Annotated in this window: 18 protein-coding genes; 6 read left to right on the top strand and 12 right to left on the bottom strand. The window is 40.1% G+C overall.

The annotated features are described in order from the left end of the window. Positions 1–16: 16 nt before the first annotated feature. Entirely contained in the window at positions 17–2062 is a 2046-nt protein-coding gene (locus FHQ08_RS04900; protein ID WP_230913279.1) for a glycosyl hydrolase 115 family protein, read from the bottom strand. Positions 2063–2363: 301 nt separating this feature from the next. Beyond that, entirely contained in the window at positions 2364–3455 is a 1092-nt protein-coding gene (locus tag FHQ08_RS04895) for an NADH-dependent flavin oxidoreductase (RefSeq protein WP_230913278.1), read from the bottom strand. Positions 3456–3696: 241 nt separating this feature from the next. Between FHQ08_RS04895 and FHQ08_RS04890 the strand changes: the two genes are divergently transcribed. Further along, complete coding sequence (locus tag FHQ08_RS04890) at positions 3697–5460, top strand: ABC transporter ATP-binding protein (protein WP_230913277.1); 1764 nt, start codon at positions 3697–3699, stop codon at positions 5458–5460. 85 nt (positions 5461–5545) lie between these two features. On the opposite strand, the gene FHQ08_RS04885 is transcribed toward FHQ08_RS04890, so the two are convergent. Together FHQ08_RS04885 and FHQ08_RS04880 are read right to left on the bottom strand one after the other, a co-directional pair. Continuing rightward, positions 5546–5809 carry a hypothetical protein gene (locus tag FHQ08_RS04885; protein ID WP_230913276.1) on the bottom strand — a complete coding sequence of 88 codons (264 nt, stop codon included), beginning with the start codon at positions 5807–5809 and terminating at the stop codon, positions 5546–5548. Positions 5810–6027: 218 nt separating this feature from the next. Next, on the bottom strand, positions 6028–6909 hold the full coding sequence (locus FHQ08_RS04880; protein WP_230913275.1) for a hypothetical protein: 882 nt from the start codon (positions 6907–6909) through the stop codon (positions 6028–6030). A gap of 292 nt (positions 6910–7201) precedes the next feature. Here FHQ08_RS04880 and FHQ08_RS04875 point away from each other — a divergent pair, with 292 nt between their 5' ends. Beyond that, on the top strand, positions 7202–7888 hold the full coding sequence (locus tag FHQ08_RS04875; protein ID WP_230913274.1) for an SGNH/GDSL hydrolase family protein: 687 nt from the start codon (positions 7202–7204) through the stop codon (positions 7886–7888). A 29-nt stretch (positions 7889–7917) separates the two neighbouring features. Here the strand turns inward: FHQ08_RS04875 and FHQ08_RS04870 are convergent, their stop codons facing one another. Together FHQ08_RS04870 and FHQ08_RS04865 are read right to left on the bottom strand one after the other, a co-directional pair. Continuing rightward, complete coding sequence (locus FHQ08_RS04870) at positions 7918–9618, bottom strand: 6-pyruvoyl-tetrahydropterin synthase-related protein (protein WP_230913273.1); 1701 nt, start codon at positions 9616–9618, stop codon at positions 7918–7920. A 497-nt stretch (positions 9619–10115) separates the two neighbouring features. Continuing rightward, entirely contained in the window at positions 10116–11285 is a 1170-nt protein-coding gene (locus FHQ08_RS04865; RefSeq protein WP_230913272.1) for an iron-containing alcohol dehydrogenase, read from the bottom strand. Between the two features lie 302 nt (positions 11286–11587). Here FHQ08_RS04865 and FHQ08_RS04860 point away from each other — a divergent pair, with 302 nt between their 5' ends. Both FHQ08_RS04860 and FHQ08_RS04855 read left to right on the top strand, forming a co-directional pair. After that, positions 11588–11860, top strand: a complete 273-nt coding sequence (locus tag FHQ08_RS04860) for a type II toxin-antitoxin system RelB/DinJ family antitoxin (protein WP_230913271.1) — start codon at positions 11588–11590, stop codon at positions 11858–11860. Beyond that, a complete protein-coding gene (locus FHQ08_RS04855) occupies positions 11853–12149 on the top strand; it encodes a type II toxin-antitoxin system YafQ family toxin (RefSeq protein WP_230913270.1) in 297 nt (98 codons plus the stop codon). Before FHQ08_RS04860 ends, FHQ08_RS04855 begins: the two co-directional genes overlap by 8 nt. A 342-nt stretch (positions 12150–12491) precedes the next feature. Here FHQ08_RS04855 and FHQ08_RS04850 read toward each other — a convergent pair whose 3' ends face one another. Continuing rightward, positions 12492–12671, bottom strand: coding sequence for a hypothetical protein (locus tag FHQ08_RS04850; protein WP_230913269.1), 180 nt, complete (start codon positions 12669–12671; stop codon positions 12492–12494). 361 nt (positions 12672–13032) lie between these two features. Here FHQ08_RS04850 and FHQ08_RS04845 point away from each other — a divergent pair, with 361 nt between their 5' ends. Both FHQ08_RS04845 and FHQ08_RS04840 read left to right on the top strand, forming a co-directional pair. Further along, on the top strand, positions 13033–13311 hold the full coding sequence (locus FHQ08_RS04845) for a type II toxin-antitoxin system RelB/DinJ family antitoxin (protein WP_230913268.1): 279 nt from the start codon (positions 13033–13035) through the stop codon (positions 13309–13311). Next, positions 13301–13582 (top strand): type II toxin-antitoxin system YafQ family toxin, encoded by a 282-nt coding sequence (locus tag FHQ08_RS04840; RefSeq protein WP_230913267.1) that lies wholly within the window; start codon positions 13301–13303, stop codon positions 13580–13582. Before FHQ08_RS04845 ends, FHQ08_RS04840 begins: the two co-directional genes overlap by 11 nt. Before the next feature lie 151 nt (positions 13583–13733). Here the strand turns inward: FHQ08_RS04840 and FHQ08_RS04835 are convergent, their stop codons facing one another. From FHQ08_RS04835 to FHQ08_RS04815, 5 genes are all read right to left on the bottom strand, one after another. Continuing rightward, entirely contained in the window at positions 13734–14390 is a 657-nt protein-coding gene (locus FHQ08_RS04835; protein WP_230913266.1) for a bifunctional 4-hydroxy-2-oxoglutarate aldolase/2-dehydro-3-deoxy-phosphogluconate aldolase, read from the bottom strand. Between the two features lie 70 nt (positions 14391–14460). After that, positions 14461–15147 (bottom strand): GntR family transcriptional regulator, encoded by a 687-nt coding sequence (locus FHQ08_RS04830; RefSeq protein WP_230913265.1) that lies wholly within the window; start codon positions 15145–15147, stop codon positions 14461–14463. A gap of 23 nt (positions 15148–15170) precedes the next feature. Then, entirely contained in the window at positions 15171–16238 is a 1068-nt protein-coding gene (uxuA, locus tag FHQ08_RS04825; protein ID WP_230913324.1) for a mannonate dehydratase, read from the bottom strand. A 40-nt stretch (positions 16239–16278) separates the two neighbouring features. Next, entirely contained in the window at positions 16279–17913 is a 1635-nt protein-coding gene (locus tag FHQ08_RS04820; protein WP_230913264.1) for a mannitol dehydrogenase family protein, read from the bottom strand. A gap of 12 nt (positions 17914–17925) precedes the next feature. After that, the gene (locus tag FHQ08_RS04815) at positions 17926–18807 is read right to left on the bottom strand and encodes an aldose 1-epimerase family protein (RefSeq protein ID WP_230913263.1); all 882 of its coding nucleotides are present in this window, start codon (positions 18805–18807) and stop codon (positions 17926–17928) included. Between the last annotated feature and the right edge of the window lie 4 nt (positions 18808–18811).

The following is an 18811-nucleotide window of genomic DNA, read 5'->3' as shown; positions in this document are numbered from 1 at the left end:
TAATGGCTAAGCAAAACTAGCCCTTTGTCTGGTTAAATTTATTCAGTCCTAGTAAACGCGTTGCTAATTCATCATCATCATAGGCTTTATGCGTATTGGACAATAACATGATCTTGGCATCGCTCTTAGCCATCAAATATTGCCGTTCCCATTGATCTTCATCAGGTCCATCGCCAATGATGCGAATATAATTCCGTAACGTGCCCAAGGTCTCAATCGTTAACGAGGTATTGGTATAGCAATCGTTGTCGTAGAAGTGAGCCCATTTCTTGGTAGGATTATTTTGCCAAGCCTGTAAAACTTGATCCAGCGCTTCAGCTGCCTTACTAGCACATAAGAATGAATTGACATAATAATCATCGGTATCAGCAAAGAAGGCATCAAAGGCATCAATGGTTAATTTGAGTGCTTTTAAGGGATAGGCATGTACCGCAATGCTTAGCCAGAGGTCGTTATATAACCGATGACGATCCTCAGCTGGTAATTTTTCTAAAAGCAGGCGCGCTTGATTGGCTAATTTAGCAAATGGTTTGACATGGTCACTGATCAGTTCATCGATCTGCGCGAGTTGCCCGATAAACTTCTTATCGCCAGTTAACCATTCCATCTCAGGCAACTTTTGCTTTTGAGCGATCCACGTTGCGATGATTTTACGTAATGTGTAAGTATAAAATTCCTCACCGGCTTTTTGATCCGTATGCTTGCCATAATTGAAAGTTGTATCAAAGTAAGCTTGATATAAAGCAGCAATTTCTGTTTGATTTGTTTCGTAGTAGGTATTAACATAGTCCGCTAAAATTTCAGCATTAGACTGGACTTCAAAATCTTCCCGCCAGAATTGCATCATCAATCTTAAGAAGAGGATGTGGGGTTTGATATTCCCCGTATTACACATCACCATGTCATCCATCCCCGCTACCCGAACCTTGTTGAGTTCATTAGCAACATAGTGTGGATCAATTTGCAGTAGTGCCAAAAAATTGGAAGCTTGTAAATCATGGAAAGCCACATGGTAGTAAATACCTTGAGAAATGCTAGGGTCCCCATTTTTCAAAATTTCAGAACGTGGATCATCATTCATTTGCCGGCGTGAAACCATTTTACCGTAGCCATTGTCAGCCCAAATTTGAATCACGTCTTTAGGGACGTCCAGTAACCCAGCGTTATAAAAACCTGTTAGTTCACCATAAATATTGATGGAACATTGTCCATTAGGATCCGCTTTTTTGACCATGTCATACTGAATCTTAATGACTTTATTGATGACAGCTGCTTTTTCCGCCAAAGTATATTCATGATCATCATCTAACCAGAATGGGCGATCCCCTTGACCTCTAAAGCCAATGTTCCAAATCACATCATTATCCTTCTGTTCATCAATACTCTTTTGCCATAGGGCTTTGAAAAGATCTGGATGTTTGAGATATGAGGCATCTAAATCAGGATAAACACGCGAAAACATTTCAGCACCCAGCGGTTCTGCATGGTGATGCGCAATCATCAAACCCATTTTGACCGCGTCGGAACGATTCAAATGTGCATTGGTATCTGTCCCTGGAATAACGATATTCCCACCGCAGCGTAACAAGGTTTCATAAATCATTTCCCAAACATTCTTAGTAGATTCCCGATATTCCCAATGATTCAAAAGTAATTCATCATTGACGAACCAGCCGCGGTATTTCACATGATATCTTGGCAGCCTTAACTGTGTCGTATCTTGCAAAGTGACATAAGGCGTTGGTTTTGGTAGTTTATCTAACCAAAACCAAAATTCATCGATCTTTAAGACTTGCTTTGAAATAGCTAAAGCACCATACATCACACCACGTGCGGTACCAGAATGAACTTCTACACGCTTATCATCCACTTGCGTGACCAAAAACGTTTCATCTTGATCACGGTCACTATCCAAGATCAAAGCGATTTCATTTTTGTCGCCCTGAGCAGTCACGGTCTGTGCAATGTCTCGAGTCAAAATTCTAGCTGCATTGCGCAAGACATCATTGGTATAATCCGTCACAACACTTGTATCTTTAGAAATTAAAAATTTTTCTGTCATTACGACGCTCCTTTTAATCATTCAGATTCAAAGCTTGTGGAACGATTGGTATAAAATATTTAATGATGGCTTGGGGACGCTTTAAATGACCAGCCACCAATTTATTACCAATTATGCTCAATTAAAAACGATTTAAGCTGATAATTGATTGACAATTATGTAATCACTTACATATCTTATGTTAAAGTAAATCAAAAAATAACATACCCTTTAAAATAGATAAAAACCCGTAAAAAGTGGCACTATTTTTTACGGGTTTTTATTTCATAAATATTTAATTCACAATGAGCAAAATTAATTTCTAGACCATTGTAGCAACAAAGTCACGCAATGGTGTATTCAAAGGTATGCTCTTGAGTGCTTCTTTGAAAGGTGCGGTCAGCATCGTCTCATCGGCACCCTGCTGTAATTTTAGTGCCCAATCAGGGTCGAAAATCAATTGCCGGCCCACAGCTACTAATTCTGCATCCGCCAAAACTTGTGTCACATCTTGGCGATTGCGGACATTACCGACACCGATCAATGGCAGTTTCCCCTGCAAAGCTTGATGGACATAAAACAGCATACTATGATCTTGATAATCTGGATCCTGAGCAATCCGCTGATAATCATTTTCAGATAGATGAATGTAGTCTAGATCAAAGTTTTGGAGCTGGGTTAATAACCATAAAGTATCCGCAAAACGAATACCTGGTGTTTCAAACTCTTCTGGAGAAATCCGATAACCGACAATAAAGGGGCGCTTAGCATACTGATGCACAGTTTCAAAAACTTCAGTCAATAGTTCTTTGATAAAAGTAAACCGAGCTTGCCGATCCCCATCATATTGATCTGTCCGACGATTAGAATGTGGGGAAAAGAATTGCTGGATCAGATAAGTATTCGCCCCATGCAATTCAATCCCATCAAAGCCAGCTTCAATAGCTCGCTTGGTAGCCGCACCAAAAGATTTGATCACTTGTTCGATTTCAGCAAGCGTCATTGCTCGTGGTGTTTCTGCCCCTGGCCGTGGAGCCGCCACCGCACTGGCTGAGACGGGTTGAACACCGCCAAGTGTGGAACGATCCGTCATCCGACCAGCATGAAAAATTTGAATGATCGCCTTGGCACCCTTCGCTTGAATCGCTTTAGCTAACTCAGTAAGCTCAGGTAACATCTGGTCATCGGCAATACTCAACTCACCGGGCCAGCCTTTACCATCTGCTTGAACATTAGCTGCGCCAGTGATCACAGCGCCAAGTCCCCTAGCTCGAGCCGCATAATAAGCAATCTCATCTTGGGTCACCGTCCCATTATAAAAGCTTTGCTGCGTCGTCATGGGTGACATCATGATCCGATTCGGCAACGTAACACCTGAACGCAATGTCAGTGGCAGTTGTTCTATTTTAGCCAAAATATGATCGACTCCTTTGTTGTTAATCTTATGTCAAAGCTGACTGACAATAATCATTTAAGTTCTAATTTTATGGTTACTTATCATAAGTCAGTATGTTTAGCTTAACCAACAATACTTTAATTTTCAATTTTAATTTAATTTTCGGGAATAAAAAGCATAATTTAGGTGCCTAAGTATTTTCTTTGCGCTTTTAAGTTTGATGCTTTATAGTTACTCTCTGGACAAGGAGGCCGCTAATATGACGCAAACAAATCCAACAATCAAAGAAATGTTTCACTTCGTTTTTCGCAATGTCTTGAAGAAACGCTGGATCTTAGGCCTTAATATTTTAGCGCTGACGGTGATCACGCTCTTACAATTTGTGCTCCCGCAAATCGAGCAGTTCATCATTGATAAAGTAATCCCGCAAGCCCATTTCAAATTACTCTTTATTAGCATCGGGCTACTTTTATTAACTGCAGTCGTGTTAGGTGTATTTAACTTCATCTCAACCTATTACATGGGTGTGATGAGCCAGACAGCGATCACCGATCTACGCACCCAGCTGTATAATGATATTTTGCATCAAGACACGCACTTCTTCGAATCTAGCAAAACCGGTGATTTGATGGTGCGTTTGACCAGTGACATCAATAATATGCAAAGTTTAATTTCTGCCAACATGTTAGCTATGATCGGTAACCTATTTACTTTCATTGGCGTGCTGGGCTTTATTTTTTACAAAAATTGGCAAATGGCGCTGGCCGTTAGTTTGACCTTCCCTCTGACTTTCTTTATTTATCGTTATTTTCGCGATCGGATCCACGCCGCCTTCATTCGGGTGCGGCAATCCCAATCACAAATGTCCAACCAAATGCAAAATACTTTGACCCAAATTGATTTGATCAAGAGTTATACCAGTGAAGATTCAGAAGAAACAACTTTCGGCAAATATGCTGATCAAAATAAGATGAATATGATCAATGCCACCAAGAATCAAGCCATCTTTTCACCTTTAGTCGATGGTGTGAATTACCTTGGGGTTGCAATCGTCTTACTGCTAGGCGCCTATTTTGTCATTAAGCACCAGCTCACCGTGGGGGGTCTCGTTGCCTACCTGAGCTATGTCAGTATGCTGCAAAATCCTATCAGTTCCTTCACGCGCCTATTGAATCAGCTGCAGCAATCCTTAGTTTCGTATAGTCGCATCAAGGCTGTGACCCAAGTCAAACCGCAAATCATTGATGCCAAAGCTGCCGTTGCCATGCCGCAATTAAAACAAGGCATCACTTTAGACCATGTTTATTTCACTTTCAAAGCAGATGATCCGGCCGAAAAAGCCAAACATGCCGCATTGACCGATGTTTCTTTCAAAATACCTTATGGGCAACAAACCGCTTTGGTTGGCCACTCTGGTGCTGGTAAATCAACAATCACCAAATTGATTGATCGTTTATATGATATCGATCAAGGCCAGATTTACTTCGATAACTTACCAATTACGCAAATCCAATTACAATCCCTACGGCAAAATATTGCCATTGTTTCCCAAGATATCGCCATTATTGATGGGACGATCCGGGACAATATTCGTTATGGTACTTTAGCCGCAACCGACGCCCAGATCTGGCAGATGGCTGAACTGGCTGATATCAAAACTTTTATCGCTGGTCTACCCAATCAATTAGACACACAAGTCGGTGAACGGGGCATTAAACTTTCTGGCGGGCAGCGCCAACGCTTAGCCATTGCCCGGGCCCTCTTAAAAGATGCCCAAATTGTCATCTTAGATGAAGCCACCGCCAACCTAGACAATGAGTCAGAAAAAACCATTCAAAACGCGCTAAACAACCTGATGCAATCTCGTACCAGCTTAGTCATTGCCCACCGCTTATCCACCATTCACAACGCCGATCAAATCGTCGTCTTAGATGATGGTCAAGTTGTCGAAACTGGTACACATGAAAGTTTATTGGCCCAAGGCGGCGACTACGCTAAGTTGTACCAAGCTCAGTTTGAATAAAAAATACAAATAAATAACCTCAGAAACAGACAGTCAATCTATTTCTGAGGTTATTTTTAGACTCTCATAACACTGAAATCAACCATCATGATTTAACTGAATATTGAATTCGCCAGCCAATAAATATACCGACAACCGCTAGAACAAGTAACGGCATCATCAAAGCATGAAATCCATATAACCATAGTTGCCAACTAATAATAATCAAAAATAGCAGGCTTAAAATAGGAACTAAGTGTGGTTTTAATAGCTTTTGATAGAGCTGAGTTCGTTGAAACGGCCGATGTAAAAGAATACAGACAGCAAGAAAAAGAAAACCTAACAACTGTAACTCATCTGTTGTGAGCATTAAAAATCACCTACTAACTTAAAACATTGATGTCGTTTAGACTACCCATCTTTTAAAACGATTTCAATACTTTTAGTACTATTCATAAATCTTCCTATTTCTAGGCAAGGAATAGTCATGAAATTCATAATTTTTTCTAACTCATTATTATCAAAGAATGTCATAATCTTAAGTATAAAACACTTGATCACTACATGCTCACTGTGAATACCTTTGGTTTAACCATCAACATTTTTGGTTTCACTCTCGCGATAATGCCGGTTCACATCTGCTAACATTTCATGTCGAGCTTTTTGGTAAGCATCATCTTCCCCACTGTTTAAATTGGTCGCTTTAAGTTGTCCAGTTTCTGGGTCAGCAATTCTGGCTTCATATTGCTTCGTGTGCTTATTAAAGAAGAAATAACAATTGTCACCAGCAGCTAATGAAAAAATGTCTGTTTTAGAGAAGCGGTTTTGATTATAAAAGTTTAGATTAGCTTGCCGATCATTCGGGACTAAGGCAATGAAGATTTGGTCGCCAATTCTTGGAAGCGGGCTGGAAATCTGTTCCGTAAAGATAACTTTTTCACTTTCAACTGCGGCTACCTGTGGTTTATCTGGCATGCCATCCATCTGGTCCCCAATTGTTGTATAGCCGCCAAGATGCAAAACTTTGATCGTGGTCCCCTCCAAATTTTGTTTTGCGCGGAAAGTCAGCTGCCGATTCACCAAAAGCTCATATTCGGTCAAAACTTCATGGTTGGCTGACCGTGCATGGGGGCGCCAGTTAGTGACGACTCCCGAAACAACGATCCCTTTATAACCCCTAACACGACCAGCATAAGCCTTAACCTTGCTTGGGTAGATCATCACGCTATCACGGTTAGAACTAGCATCAGAACCCGCACGCCCAATATAGTGTTTGGCAACTGCTGCTAAAGCTTGACGCTGTTTGCTACCTTTCTTTTGCGCAGTTATAACAGCTTGGTGATAACGGCTTGACTTACTGTGATCATGAACTGTTTCAGGTTTATGATTGCGATTAACGACTGGCTGTTGTATCGAACAACCAGCCAGAAATATCGCGAATAGGCCAACTGCTAAGGTTACTTTTTTCATTTTGGTAAACTCCAATTTATATTAACGCCCGACTTAATCTTGAATAGCTGCTAAGAGGCTGTTTTTTGCTTCGTTCTTTTAATTTAAACATAAAAATAACCTCAGAAACAGACACAACATCTGATTTTTGAGGTTATTTGAGCTAACTTCTAAACAGCCGTCAAAAGCAAAAAATACCCGGCTTTGTTTGTCTAAATTTTCTGGTTTTTCGTCTAGAATAGACCCTATTAATCTTTTGTAAAGCGATTACAATATAAGTATGTAATTCTATTACTTTATTGAAGGTGAAAATATGACGGAAAAATCAAACAATCCATTAAATGGCAAAGTCCTCTACGCGTTCGGTACCAGTATTGTTAATGGCCATCTGGCAAATACCAGTTTTGTGGACGATATCGGTCAAGCTAATCAAATGACTTACAGAAAGTTCTGCGTCAATGGTGCCGCTGCTAGAACCACGGATACGAATAACATCGTGACCCAAATTGAAAATGCACCGACAAAAGTACCAGATCTTATCGTCTTTGATGCGGTAGATAATGATGCCTATGCCCAAGTGGTCGATGATCCCCAAATCATGGGCCAAATCACTTATGATGATGCGCTCGATTCCAAAACTTATTGTGGCGCTGTAGAAACCATTTGCCGCTTGCTGGAAACGAAATACCAAGGAGCTAAACTGCTTTATATCGCTACCCATAAAACACCGGCACGGGATTTACGCGTGCAAAATGTCATGCAAGCCACAGCTTTAAAAATTATGCGTAAATGGTCGATTGCGGTGGCTGACCTTTATACAGCAGGTAATTTTAACGCTTTTTTAGAACAATATCAGCATGATTATTCCTATGACACAGTAGACCACAATGGCAGTAATCATGCTGTTGGCGGCACTGGTACCCACCCTAATGCCGCGGGCTATCGACTTTTTTATGATCCAATCATTACCCAAAAATTAAAAACACTTGTCACAGTATAGATGCAGCATCATAATAGTGCTTTTATTTTTCAAATTTCACTTTTTTTGCCATGCTGCCTGGGCACTTTCAGGCCATATTTTGTGAAATAAGGGTTACTTATAAGTGTAATCGAGGCGATGACCGAAATGACACTCGCAAAAATGCGTTTCTTGGTTGGTTGATAGCCAATCAATAATCGATGATTTCCAGCTTGTTTTAAGGTCATTTGCAGCGTGCCTCTTGGTGAAATTGTCGTTGGTATTTTCTTTTGCCCAGCAAAAACTTGATTGCCTCGATAATTGATGATTGGCAGATCAACGCTTTGATTTTTGCTTGTAGTTGTTAGATTGACAGCATAATGATCCGCTGTACTCGTTACCATTACCGGCTTGCGTTGTTGGCCTATCACCGCAATATGGTGGTTGATGTCATTATCATAGGGCTCTGTCGTGACTGGCCGGTAGTCTGTGGTAGTAAAATTTTTAAAATCATTGATCTCTACTTTGTGCTCTAGGCTAACGAAAGGGACATTTTGGCGCCAAGATTTATGGATAATGCCATTGGCGGATCTAACAAATAGCAACATTGTAATCGTCAGCGCATTGATCATTAACAGTGTGCTGCTTTTTTGATTACCTTTGGCTAAAATCGCCGCAGCTACAAACAAAATAAAAAAAGTAGCGAAAAAATTAAACCGATAAGGATACTGTATGATAGCAAATGGCGTATGATTTAGCTGCTTCCAAGGAAATAAATCAGTCGTTAAGTAAAAGGTTAAAATGCCCAAAAATGCCATTGGCCCTAAATCAATGCCGTTTACCTGTAATTTTGTCAGCTGACTTAGGATAATTACCAGTGCGATCACGCCAACTGTGCCAATAGTATAAACATAAACGTTATTATTGACACTAAATTTCAACATCTGGGCTGGCGTTTTTAGAATACGCTCTAATGCAGATGTACCCACACTACGCAACGGCTGATAATGATACTGTTCCAGCAACGAAATCACTTGATAGGTACTAATCAATAAGGTGGCGCCGGCTGCCTTTATGAGCGCCATCATAACTGTTTTATTGATCATAGGCAGACTGATCAACAGCCGTATTAAAATTAACCCAATAACTAATAATACTGATAGTAAATGAGTATATATTAAAAAACTCATGCCAAGCATTAACCAATACCATTGTTGCACATCATGTTTTTGCAGCAATAATTCTAAACTCACAAAAATAATCGGCAGGATCATTGCGGCCATATATTCTCCCAAATCTAGACGCATGTAGGCCGAAGCAATACGATACATAGCATAGGTATAGACAACCGAAAAAACAAAAGCACCTACATCACTCTGCAGCAGTTTTTTACACCAATGGTAAGCAATTTCCAGAGTTGCTAATGTCGTCAAAAATAAAAAAATCAAAAAAGCAGGGATCCAATTATGAACAACCAGGTGAATCAAAACCAAAGGTAGTGCCGTGGTAACATAAGGATAAAAAATATTGATGGCAGAACCAACATTCCCAAAAGTATTAAAATCATAGCCTGGCAATAAATGACCGTGCGTCAACGCATTTTGCAGACTAATTAAACGCGGAATGTGAAAGAGACTATCATCAGCACTCACTAAAATTTTAGGGTAAGCCCATACAGGTAAGATAAAAATTAAACTGAGCAGGATAAAACAGATGGTAATTAAAATCCGAACTTTGATTTTCTTAGATGCTTTGATTCCAGTCAACGACATTGTCGTGCCTCCCAAAACGGATTGATATGATGCATATTAAGCTTAATACCAGTGTGGCTGGGACAAAACTAATGTTTTTGTTTTCAGTCACTATTTATTTGTAAACAATTAAATTAAATGTGTTCCAAAGGGCAATACTCTCACCTAACCACGAATGGCTCAAATGGAAAGCCCACCATTTTTCGTAATTCTTGTTAGTGCTCAGGTGCTGAGCGCTTTTTGTCTCACTCTCTGATTGTTTTGCAGTTTAAATGTATTTGTCAAAATACCCTTTCAATTTTACACGAAATTTTAAGTAGACCCAACAATAAAATTATTAAGCAATCTAAGATTCAACTCGAAAAGCAATACGATAAATTGTTTTATTCATTTATTTAAAAAACAAATGTAGATAGCATCTTTTTGAACCACTACGGACTTTATAAATAAAGCTAATAAAAGACCCAGGGCAAAATAATAATTTTGCACCTGAGTCTATGGTTATACCTTATTTTAAGCTATTCTGCGTCATAAGCTTCTTGGAAAAGCTGAATGATTTCTTTCTTAGTCCCCTTACGTGGATTCGAGAATGCATTGCCGTCTTTTAAAGCATTTTCAGCCATTAATGGAAAATCTTCTGGCTTAGCACCAATTGCTTTGATGCTCTTAGGAATGCCAACATCTTCAGCCATTTGGCGCATAGCTTTAATGGATAGATCAGCCGCTTCCCGTACCGACAAGCCAGCTGTATTTTCACCCATAATTTGTGCTAATTCAGCGAAGCGCTCTGGTGCAGCAATGATATTATACTGTTCTACCACTGGTAAGAGCAGTGCACAACAAACCCCATGCGGGGCATCATATTGGCCGCCTAATTGGTGCGCCATCGCATGCACATAACCTAAATCGGCATTATTAAAGGCCATACCAGCTAACATTTCGGCTTCCACCATCTTAGTACGTGCTTCAATATTATGCCCGTTTGCAACACATTCCCGCAAGCTGGTTTCAATGAGTTTGATAGCTTGAATACATTGACTATCTGTAATTGCATTCCGATTGGTGGAGACATAAGGTTCAATTGCCTGAACAAAGGCATCCATCCCTGTTGCTGCAGTTAAACTTTTCGGTACATCTAGCATCAACATCGGATCATTAAACGATACTAACGGAATATTACGCCATGAAACGACGACAAATTTCAAATGCGTTTCGGTATTCGTGATCACACAATGCCGCGTTAACTCTGAACCGGTTCCAGCGGTTGTATTAACTGCAATCAATGGTGGCAAGGCGTTTGTTAACGTTTCTATCCCAGCCAATTTAGTAATATCGTCACCATTCGTTAGAATAATTCCGGTACCTTTCCCCGTATCATGCGCAGAGCCGCCGCCAATAGTAATGATACTGTCACATTTTTCTTTTAAATAAAGGGCCTTTGCTTCTTGAATATTATGTACCTTAGGATTTGGCTCGACGCCATTGTAAATGACATAATCAACGCCAGCAGCTTTTAACGAAGCTGTTGCTTGAGCTACAGCGCCATCAGATAAACTTTCAAGAAATTGGTCCGTTACGATCAGCGGCCGTTTCATATTTAGCATTTTAGCCCGAGCACCAATTTTTTCAATGACGCCAGGTCCAAAGAAATTCACACTAGGCATTAAAAAATCAAAGTTTGATTTCATATTCACATTATCCCCTTTAGATAGAATTACCTTACAGACCTAACTGTAACATATTATTAGGATAATTTGTGAAATATTTATCAATTTAGTCATTAACCGTCTTTATTCACATAACTAACCTCTTGAGAGTAATTTAATTTTTAACTGTATGCCAAAAGACCATGACCTTACCCTAACCACGAATGACCAAAATGGAAAAATCGTTATCTGTCTAAATCACTTTTTGTGTGCCTTACGTGTATCCATTGGGTTGCACTCGGTAACTTATGGAGGTAAAATAATAATAAGGAGGTGTATGTACTATGGATGCTAAAAAAAAGGATACACGTCTAAGTATTCGAATCGATCCCGAACTAAAAAAAGCCGGTCAAGAAATCGCTAATGATATGGGCCTTGACCTTACAACGGCTGTGACCATGTTTATCACAAAAATGGTAAAGACTCATGAACTTCCATTTACACCCACCAGTCTCCCGATCGAGACGCTACGTGCCTTAAAGGAATCCGAACACCCGGAAAAAACACGTAAATATTATAAAAATACCAAAGATATGTGGCATGATTTAGATGCTTGAATTAAATTTTACGCCAACCTTCCGACGAGATCTAAAAAAGCTACAAAAGAAACATTATTCGCTTGATGCATTAAAAACGGTGATCGATCTCTTAGCAGAAGGTACCCACAACCAAGAATTAGTAACACGATACCATGATCATGCCCTGGCACCCAACAGCATTTGGAAAGGTCATCACGAGTTGCACGTTGATGGCAAAAGTGGTGATTGGCTATTGATATACCAAATATCAGATAATCTTTTGACCCTTGTTCGTACAGGCAGTCATAAAACGTTACTTGGCAAATAAGTAATCGTTTCATATAGTGGCTGTTACATCAAGCGGTCAGGGTAAAACTGCAGTACCCCTTAGAAGTCGGATTTTCGGTCTAACTTTTAAGGGGCACTATGTTTATGGCTTTAGCCATCCGCCAACTTAGAGCATTATTACTAATCAGACGGTAGCATCAATCTTGTACTACTGTGTGGAACACAGCCATTAGCGTCCTTCTGATGACAGCTGCAAGAATCAGGCTCTTGATCAAAGAAACGAAACGTTTGCGACCTTATATTATCGCCAAATTTAAACCAATAATCATGGGAAATACTAAACGATATGTAATTGGTGATCAAAGCATTATTCTAAGCACGGTCATACATAAATGCCATAAAAATAACCCTCCCCAATAAGATAGCCCCAAAATATTAAAGCAATATATTGGTTTGTCGAGAACCACCGCATAAGGCCGTATAAAGCGACACCACTAGCTGCTAATAACCACCACCATTTCATAACTTTCTGTCTATTAATGTTTGATGTTTTTTTGCGCATGGCTTTCCCCTCCTACAATGATTGTTTGGACACATTCCCATTTATCATTCTAGCAGACAGAGAACTATTTCTTTTAATTAAAGATTTGCCAAGCCACAATCTTATTCCTAGAATTATTTATTGCTGCGTAAACTCGCGCTTAAAAACTACAGTTTATACGATATTATTCAGCATTCCTTGAACTTTCGCCCTTTCCATCTTTGAAATATTTTGATTAGGCGTAAAGTCAAATAATCAATCCGTTAGATTCTTTTGTAATTTACTAGTACCTTGAAGCAAGTGGTATCAACGGTTTAATTATAATGCTTTTATATTGTCAATGTATGACCAATGTACTAAAATCATGTAGAGAGGTGATCATATGGATCTTAAAAAACGTTCTGCCATTACTGTTCGCTTGGACTATGAAACTAGAGAAGCAGCACGTAAGGTTTTTAACGATTTAGGTATGGATCTGAGTACAGGTATCAATATCTATTTGAAACAAGTTGCTCGAGATAAACAGCTACCTTTCAAACCATCGTTGCGCGACCCATTAAATGAGGCAACCCAACATGCACATAAAGAAATCAGTGAAGGTGATTATCAAACATTTAATTCTTTGGAAAGCTTGCTTAAAGACCTAAACGATGATCATTAAACGCGCCGATTCGTTTAAACGACAATATAAAAAATTAAAAAAATCCGGTTACAATATGACACTATTAGATCAAGCTATTGCGGCGGTCTATTATAATGATCGGCCCATTTTGAAAAAACTTAAGGATCATCCACTTCGAGGAAAATTTAATGGCGACAGAGAGTTACACATTCAAGGTGACTGGTTACTACGTTATAACATTGATGCAGACCGACTCACTTTACTATTATTAGCTACTGGAACGCACCGCAACGTTTTAGGAATTGAATAAATAAGCCTAAAAAATACGAGAGCAAGACAAAACTAACGTTTTGTTTTTGCCCTCGTATTTAGTTACGAATAATTAAATTTTAAACGTGTTCCAAAAGGCAACGGCCTTTTGTCTCGCGCTCATACTTAACAACTACGGTTGCCCGTAATCATTATTTTTTGCTTTTAATTTCTTTGATTTTAGCTAAATAGGCTTTAGCATTCTCAGTAACTTGATCAAAGTCGCCCTTTTCACCAGGACCAACTAAGTTACTGCCGGCACCGACTGCAATGACACCAGCATCAAACCAAGCTTCTAAATTATCTAAGTTGACGCCACCAGTTGGCATCAAGTTAACTTGTGGTAATGGTGCTTTGACAGCCTTGACGGCACCTGGTCCAGCAACGCTACCTGGGAAGAGTTTGATGATATCACAGCCTGCTTCTAGAGCACGTTGCATTTCTGTAATCGTAAAGCAACCAGGTAAATAAGGCACTTGATAGAGATTACATAATTTAGCAACTTCACCGTTGAAACTTGGGCTAATAATATATTGTGCCCCAGCCATGATTGCCAAACGGGCTGAAATTGGATCTAAAACAGTTCCAGCACCAATCAAAGCCTTGTCATCACCATATTTTTCAACTAATTGGGCAATGGCTTGGTCAGCATGCGGCACGGTAAAAGTTAATTCGATGCCCGCAATCCCACCTTTGATGGCAGCTTCACTGATCTTAACCGCTTCTTCGACAGATTTGCCCCGGACAACCGCAACAACACCAGCGTCTTCAATTCTTTGGAGCACTTTTACTTTTTGTAAATCAGCCATAGACTTATTTATTTCTCCTTTGTAAATGACATTTCTCATATATTATAACGCAATTACATTCCAACAACGATCAATTCTGGATATCTGTAAAATATTCTGGAAAAGCTTCAAATAAAGGTTGTTCTTCTTCTAACATTAAATGCAAATGGTTCATACTCAAGCGCTCGGCTTCTTCGGGATCATGCGTTGCGACGGCTTTTAAGAGATGGCGATGATCTGTGATCAGGCTGGACCAATCCAGCTTCGTGATCTGTAAGCGTAACCAGCGGAACCGATTCAATTGGATATTGATCGTTTGCAGCCAATCCCAGACGTTTTCTTTAGCTGTCATTTGATAAAACGAATAATGAAAAGCTTCATCCAATTCGAAAAACTTATCATGATCTTTAGCCTTGGCAGCCGTAACTTGGGCGTCAATATTTGCCATCACAATTTGGACATTGGCCTCTGTTGCCTTAGCCGCTGCCTCGACCATGATCTTGCGTTCAACACTTTGCCGAATGAACCGCGCATCGGTAGCCCGTTTGATATTGATCTTGGTAATATAGGTCCCGCTTTGGGGAATAACTTCGATCAACCCATCCTTACGCAGCTGGATCAATGCTTCTCGAATTGGCGTTCGTCCTAACTGAAGGTCTGCTTCTAACGACTTCTCGGATATTTTTTCACCAGGGACATATTCCGCACGCAAAATGCGTTTGATAATCTCCTGGTAAGCCCGTGATTGCATGTTTTCAGTACGTTCTGGATTGATCATAATTGTTACTCCCACTCATCTTATTAAGCTTTTTCTAAAGCTTCCCACAAACCATTAAGGTAAGTAGCGCCTAAAGCTCGGTCATATAGCCCGTAACCGGGACGACCTTGTTCACCCCAAATATCCCGACCATGATCTGGCCGAATCACACCATTGAAGCCGGTATCATGCAAAGCTTTCATAATTTCATACATATCTAAAGAGCCTTCACTGGATAAGTGGGCAGCTTCGTGGAAGTCCCCTTCATTACCCATGAATTTAATATTGCGGACATGCATAAATGGTACTTTGTCAGCTTTGACAAACTCGCGGATGATTGCTGGTACATCATTATCTGGATTTTCACCCAAACTACCGGTACATATCGTGAAGCCATTATACGGCGAATCATACATATTCGCAATTGCCCGCATGTCTTCGACGTTCTTGTAAATTCTTGGCAGTCCAAATAAAGAACGTGGTGGATCGTCTGGATGCATGGCCATGCGGACATCATATTTCTCACAGGTTGGCATGATGGCATTCAAGAAATAAGACATATTTTCAGCTAATTTCTCAGCATCAACATCTTCATAAGCTTTGAATAAGCGCCGAACTTCGGCCAAACGTTCAGGTTCCCAGCCAGGCAGTACAAAACCACGAGAGTTATCCTGCACAGACTTGATGATATCCTCAGGGTCGCCTTCCACTAATTTATGTTGGAAAGCTAAATCGGTTGAGCCATCCGGTAATTTGTAATGTAGGTCTGTTCTAACCCAGTCAAAAATTGGCATAAAGTTATAGCAAATTGTTTTGATCCCATATTTCGCCAAAATTTTAATAGTTTCAATATAGTTTGCAATATATTTATCCCGACTAGGTAATCCGATCTTGATATCGTCGTGGATATTGACAGATTCAATAATTTCTAATTTCAAGCCAGCTGCTTCGACTTGTTCTTTAAGTGCTTTGACTTCAGCTTCAGGCCAAACTTCACCCACTGGCACATCAAATAATGCACCGACAACTTGTTTCATACCCGGGATTTGACGAATTTGTGGTAATGTCACATCGTCATCTTTGGACCCGTACCAACGAAAACCCATTTCCATAAGTTTATTCACCTTTTCTTTATAATTGACTTAAATCTGCTTAATAATTTTTGCCATGTGCTTTAAGGGCAGCTTGAATCGTACCGCGCACACTGCCTTTAGCTTGCAACATTTGTTTGAAGTATGCTTCAACTTTTTCACCTAAACCAATGGCATATAAATCGTGAGCAAAAATTGACTTGTTGGCCAAAATTGGTTGTAAAATCTCATGAGCGTCTATATCAGCGCCTAATTGCACATTCTTGAAGCGTGGTTGCAATTGATCTAACAACGGATCGTTACTCAATTCAAATGATGCCCCATCATCAGCGATGCCCGTTAAGTAACGGCACCAACCGGCTAAGATCAACGGAATGAATTCCAAGTCTTTAGGATCTCGGCTTGGATCATCGATGTAGTGTTGAATCGTGACACCATAGCGAATTGGCAATTTTTGTGAGGTATCCGTTGCGATCCGTTGTGGGGTATCAGGGATATTCTTATTTGGCAGCCGTTTTTGGATCAATTGATCAATAAATTGTTTTGGATCGATGATCTTAGGATCAACGACAACTGATAGGTCTTCGCCATAACCTAAGTTCTTGATCAAATTCAACAAATCTGGGTCAGCGACTTCTTCAGCAATCGATTGATACCGCAATAGGCAGCCAAAGATGGCTAATGACGTGTGTAATGGATTCAAGCAAGCTGTGACTTTCATTTGATCCGCATCATTGACCGTATCGCGATCGGTTAAAATCACACCTGCTTTGTCTAAAGCCGGACGTCCATTAGGGAAACTATCTTCAATGACCAAATAATGAACTTCTTCTGTATTCCCAAATGGCGCAATATTCGTGTGTTTAGCTGTATGTAAAATATCGGTATCTTCAAAACCGGCGGCAGCTAATTGTTGACTGACTTTCTCAGAAGGATTAGGCGTGATACGGTCGATCATGGACCAAGGGAAACTGACTTGCTTAGGATCAGATAGATAATCAACAAATTTCTGATCGACTGACCCATTTTCTAACCAGCCTTTAGCGATTGTTAAGACAGCATTTTCTAATTTCTGACCATTTTCAGAGAAATTGTCGGTGCTGACCATGGCAATTGGATAAGCGCCATTTTGAAAACGAGTATAGAGTAAGTAAGCCATCAAGCCCATGTTGGTCGCTGCTTTGTCTGGGCCACCCTTGATATCTGCTTGTGCTTGGGCAGTTAAGTTACCATTCATATCTGTCAAAGCGTAGCCCTTTTCAGTAATTGAAAAAGTCACGAACTGCAATGATTTAGATTTGAAAGCGGCTGTAATTGCTTCAAAGCCAGCAGGATTATCACGATTGAAATATTCGGCGTCGCCAACACTAGCTAACAAGGTCTTATCTAAAGTGCCATCGGCTTTCATAACGACACTTAAAATACGGTCATCATACTTCTTGTAGATATCTTTAACTACGGCATCGTCCCAAGTTTCGCCGACCAGCACACCAGCGTCTAATTCACCAGCATCTAATAATTTTTGGGCGATCATTGCATGGAAACATCTGAATAAGTTCCCACCGCCAAAGTGCAACCAAACTGGCGCCTTTTTCGTTTCGGCACTTGTTTTTGCAGCGTCATAAGTTGGTACGGTAATGCCTGCCTTTTCAAAAGCAGCTTTATTTGTAACATAGTCATCCAATAATTTAACCATTTTATTTATCACCTATCCTAACTGAATATTGTAATTAAATGCTTTGGTAAATCCTGGTGCTAATTTGGTATTTGCTTCTTTCGTTAATAAATCACTCATCTTGCCAGTGACATCTGGTAATCCTGCAAAGGGTTCAATACATAAGAATGGGGCTTCGGTGCCTTCCTTAGTCCATAAGCAAACATAGCGAAAATCGCCTAAATCGATTTTGACCTGATGCTTAGCTTTAGGCGCATGTAGGGTCAAAGACTGAATCCCTTTATTTTCAATAATAATTAAGCCAGCTTCAAAGAGATCGTGGCTCAACATTAACGTCCCGTCCTGATAGCCTTCAACTGGGATTAATTTTCCGGAACGATAAGGTGCCGGTGTCTTAACGATTTCAAAGTGTGTCAAGGTTTCAAACTTAGGCTTGAAATCAATTTGATAATCATCAAAAGTCCCTTCGTCAGCGATCGGCACGTTAAATGCCGGGTGTGAACCTAAGGAGAAGGCAAATTCTTTAGCATCGGTATTATTAACCGTAAATGTCAGCGCCAAACTCCGCTCAGTCAGCACAAACTTAACTTTAAATTGAAAGCTAAACGGAAAATACTGATGGGTATCGCCACTATCAGTCACACCTAAAACTAGTGAATCATGGGTCTGTTCCAAAACATCAAAGGTTTGCCCACTGATGAAGCCATGTTGGGGCATCGGATATTGCTTATCATGGTAGGTGTAAGCATCAGCCTCGGAGCGACCAATGGCTGGGAACAACACGGGCGCATGCTTTGGCCAAATTTCATTGTTCCAAATATATTCAAAATCAGCCGTCTTATTATAGATACTCGTGATCTCAGCACCTAATTCGTTGATCGTGACTTTAAAGTGATCATTTTCAATTGTTTGCATATCG

It is taken from the genome of Agrilactobacillus fermenti (genome assembly GCF_021030645.1).
GTDB lineage: Bacteria > Bacillota > Bacilli > Lactobacillales > Lactobacillaceae > Agrilactobacillus > Agrilactobacillus fermenti.
The sequence above is the reverse complement of the archived record's forward strand: the minus strand, read 5'-3'. Positions and strand labels throughout refer to the sequence as shown.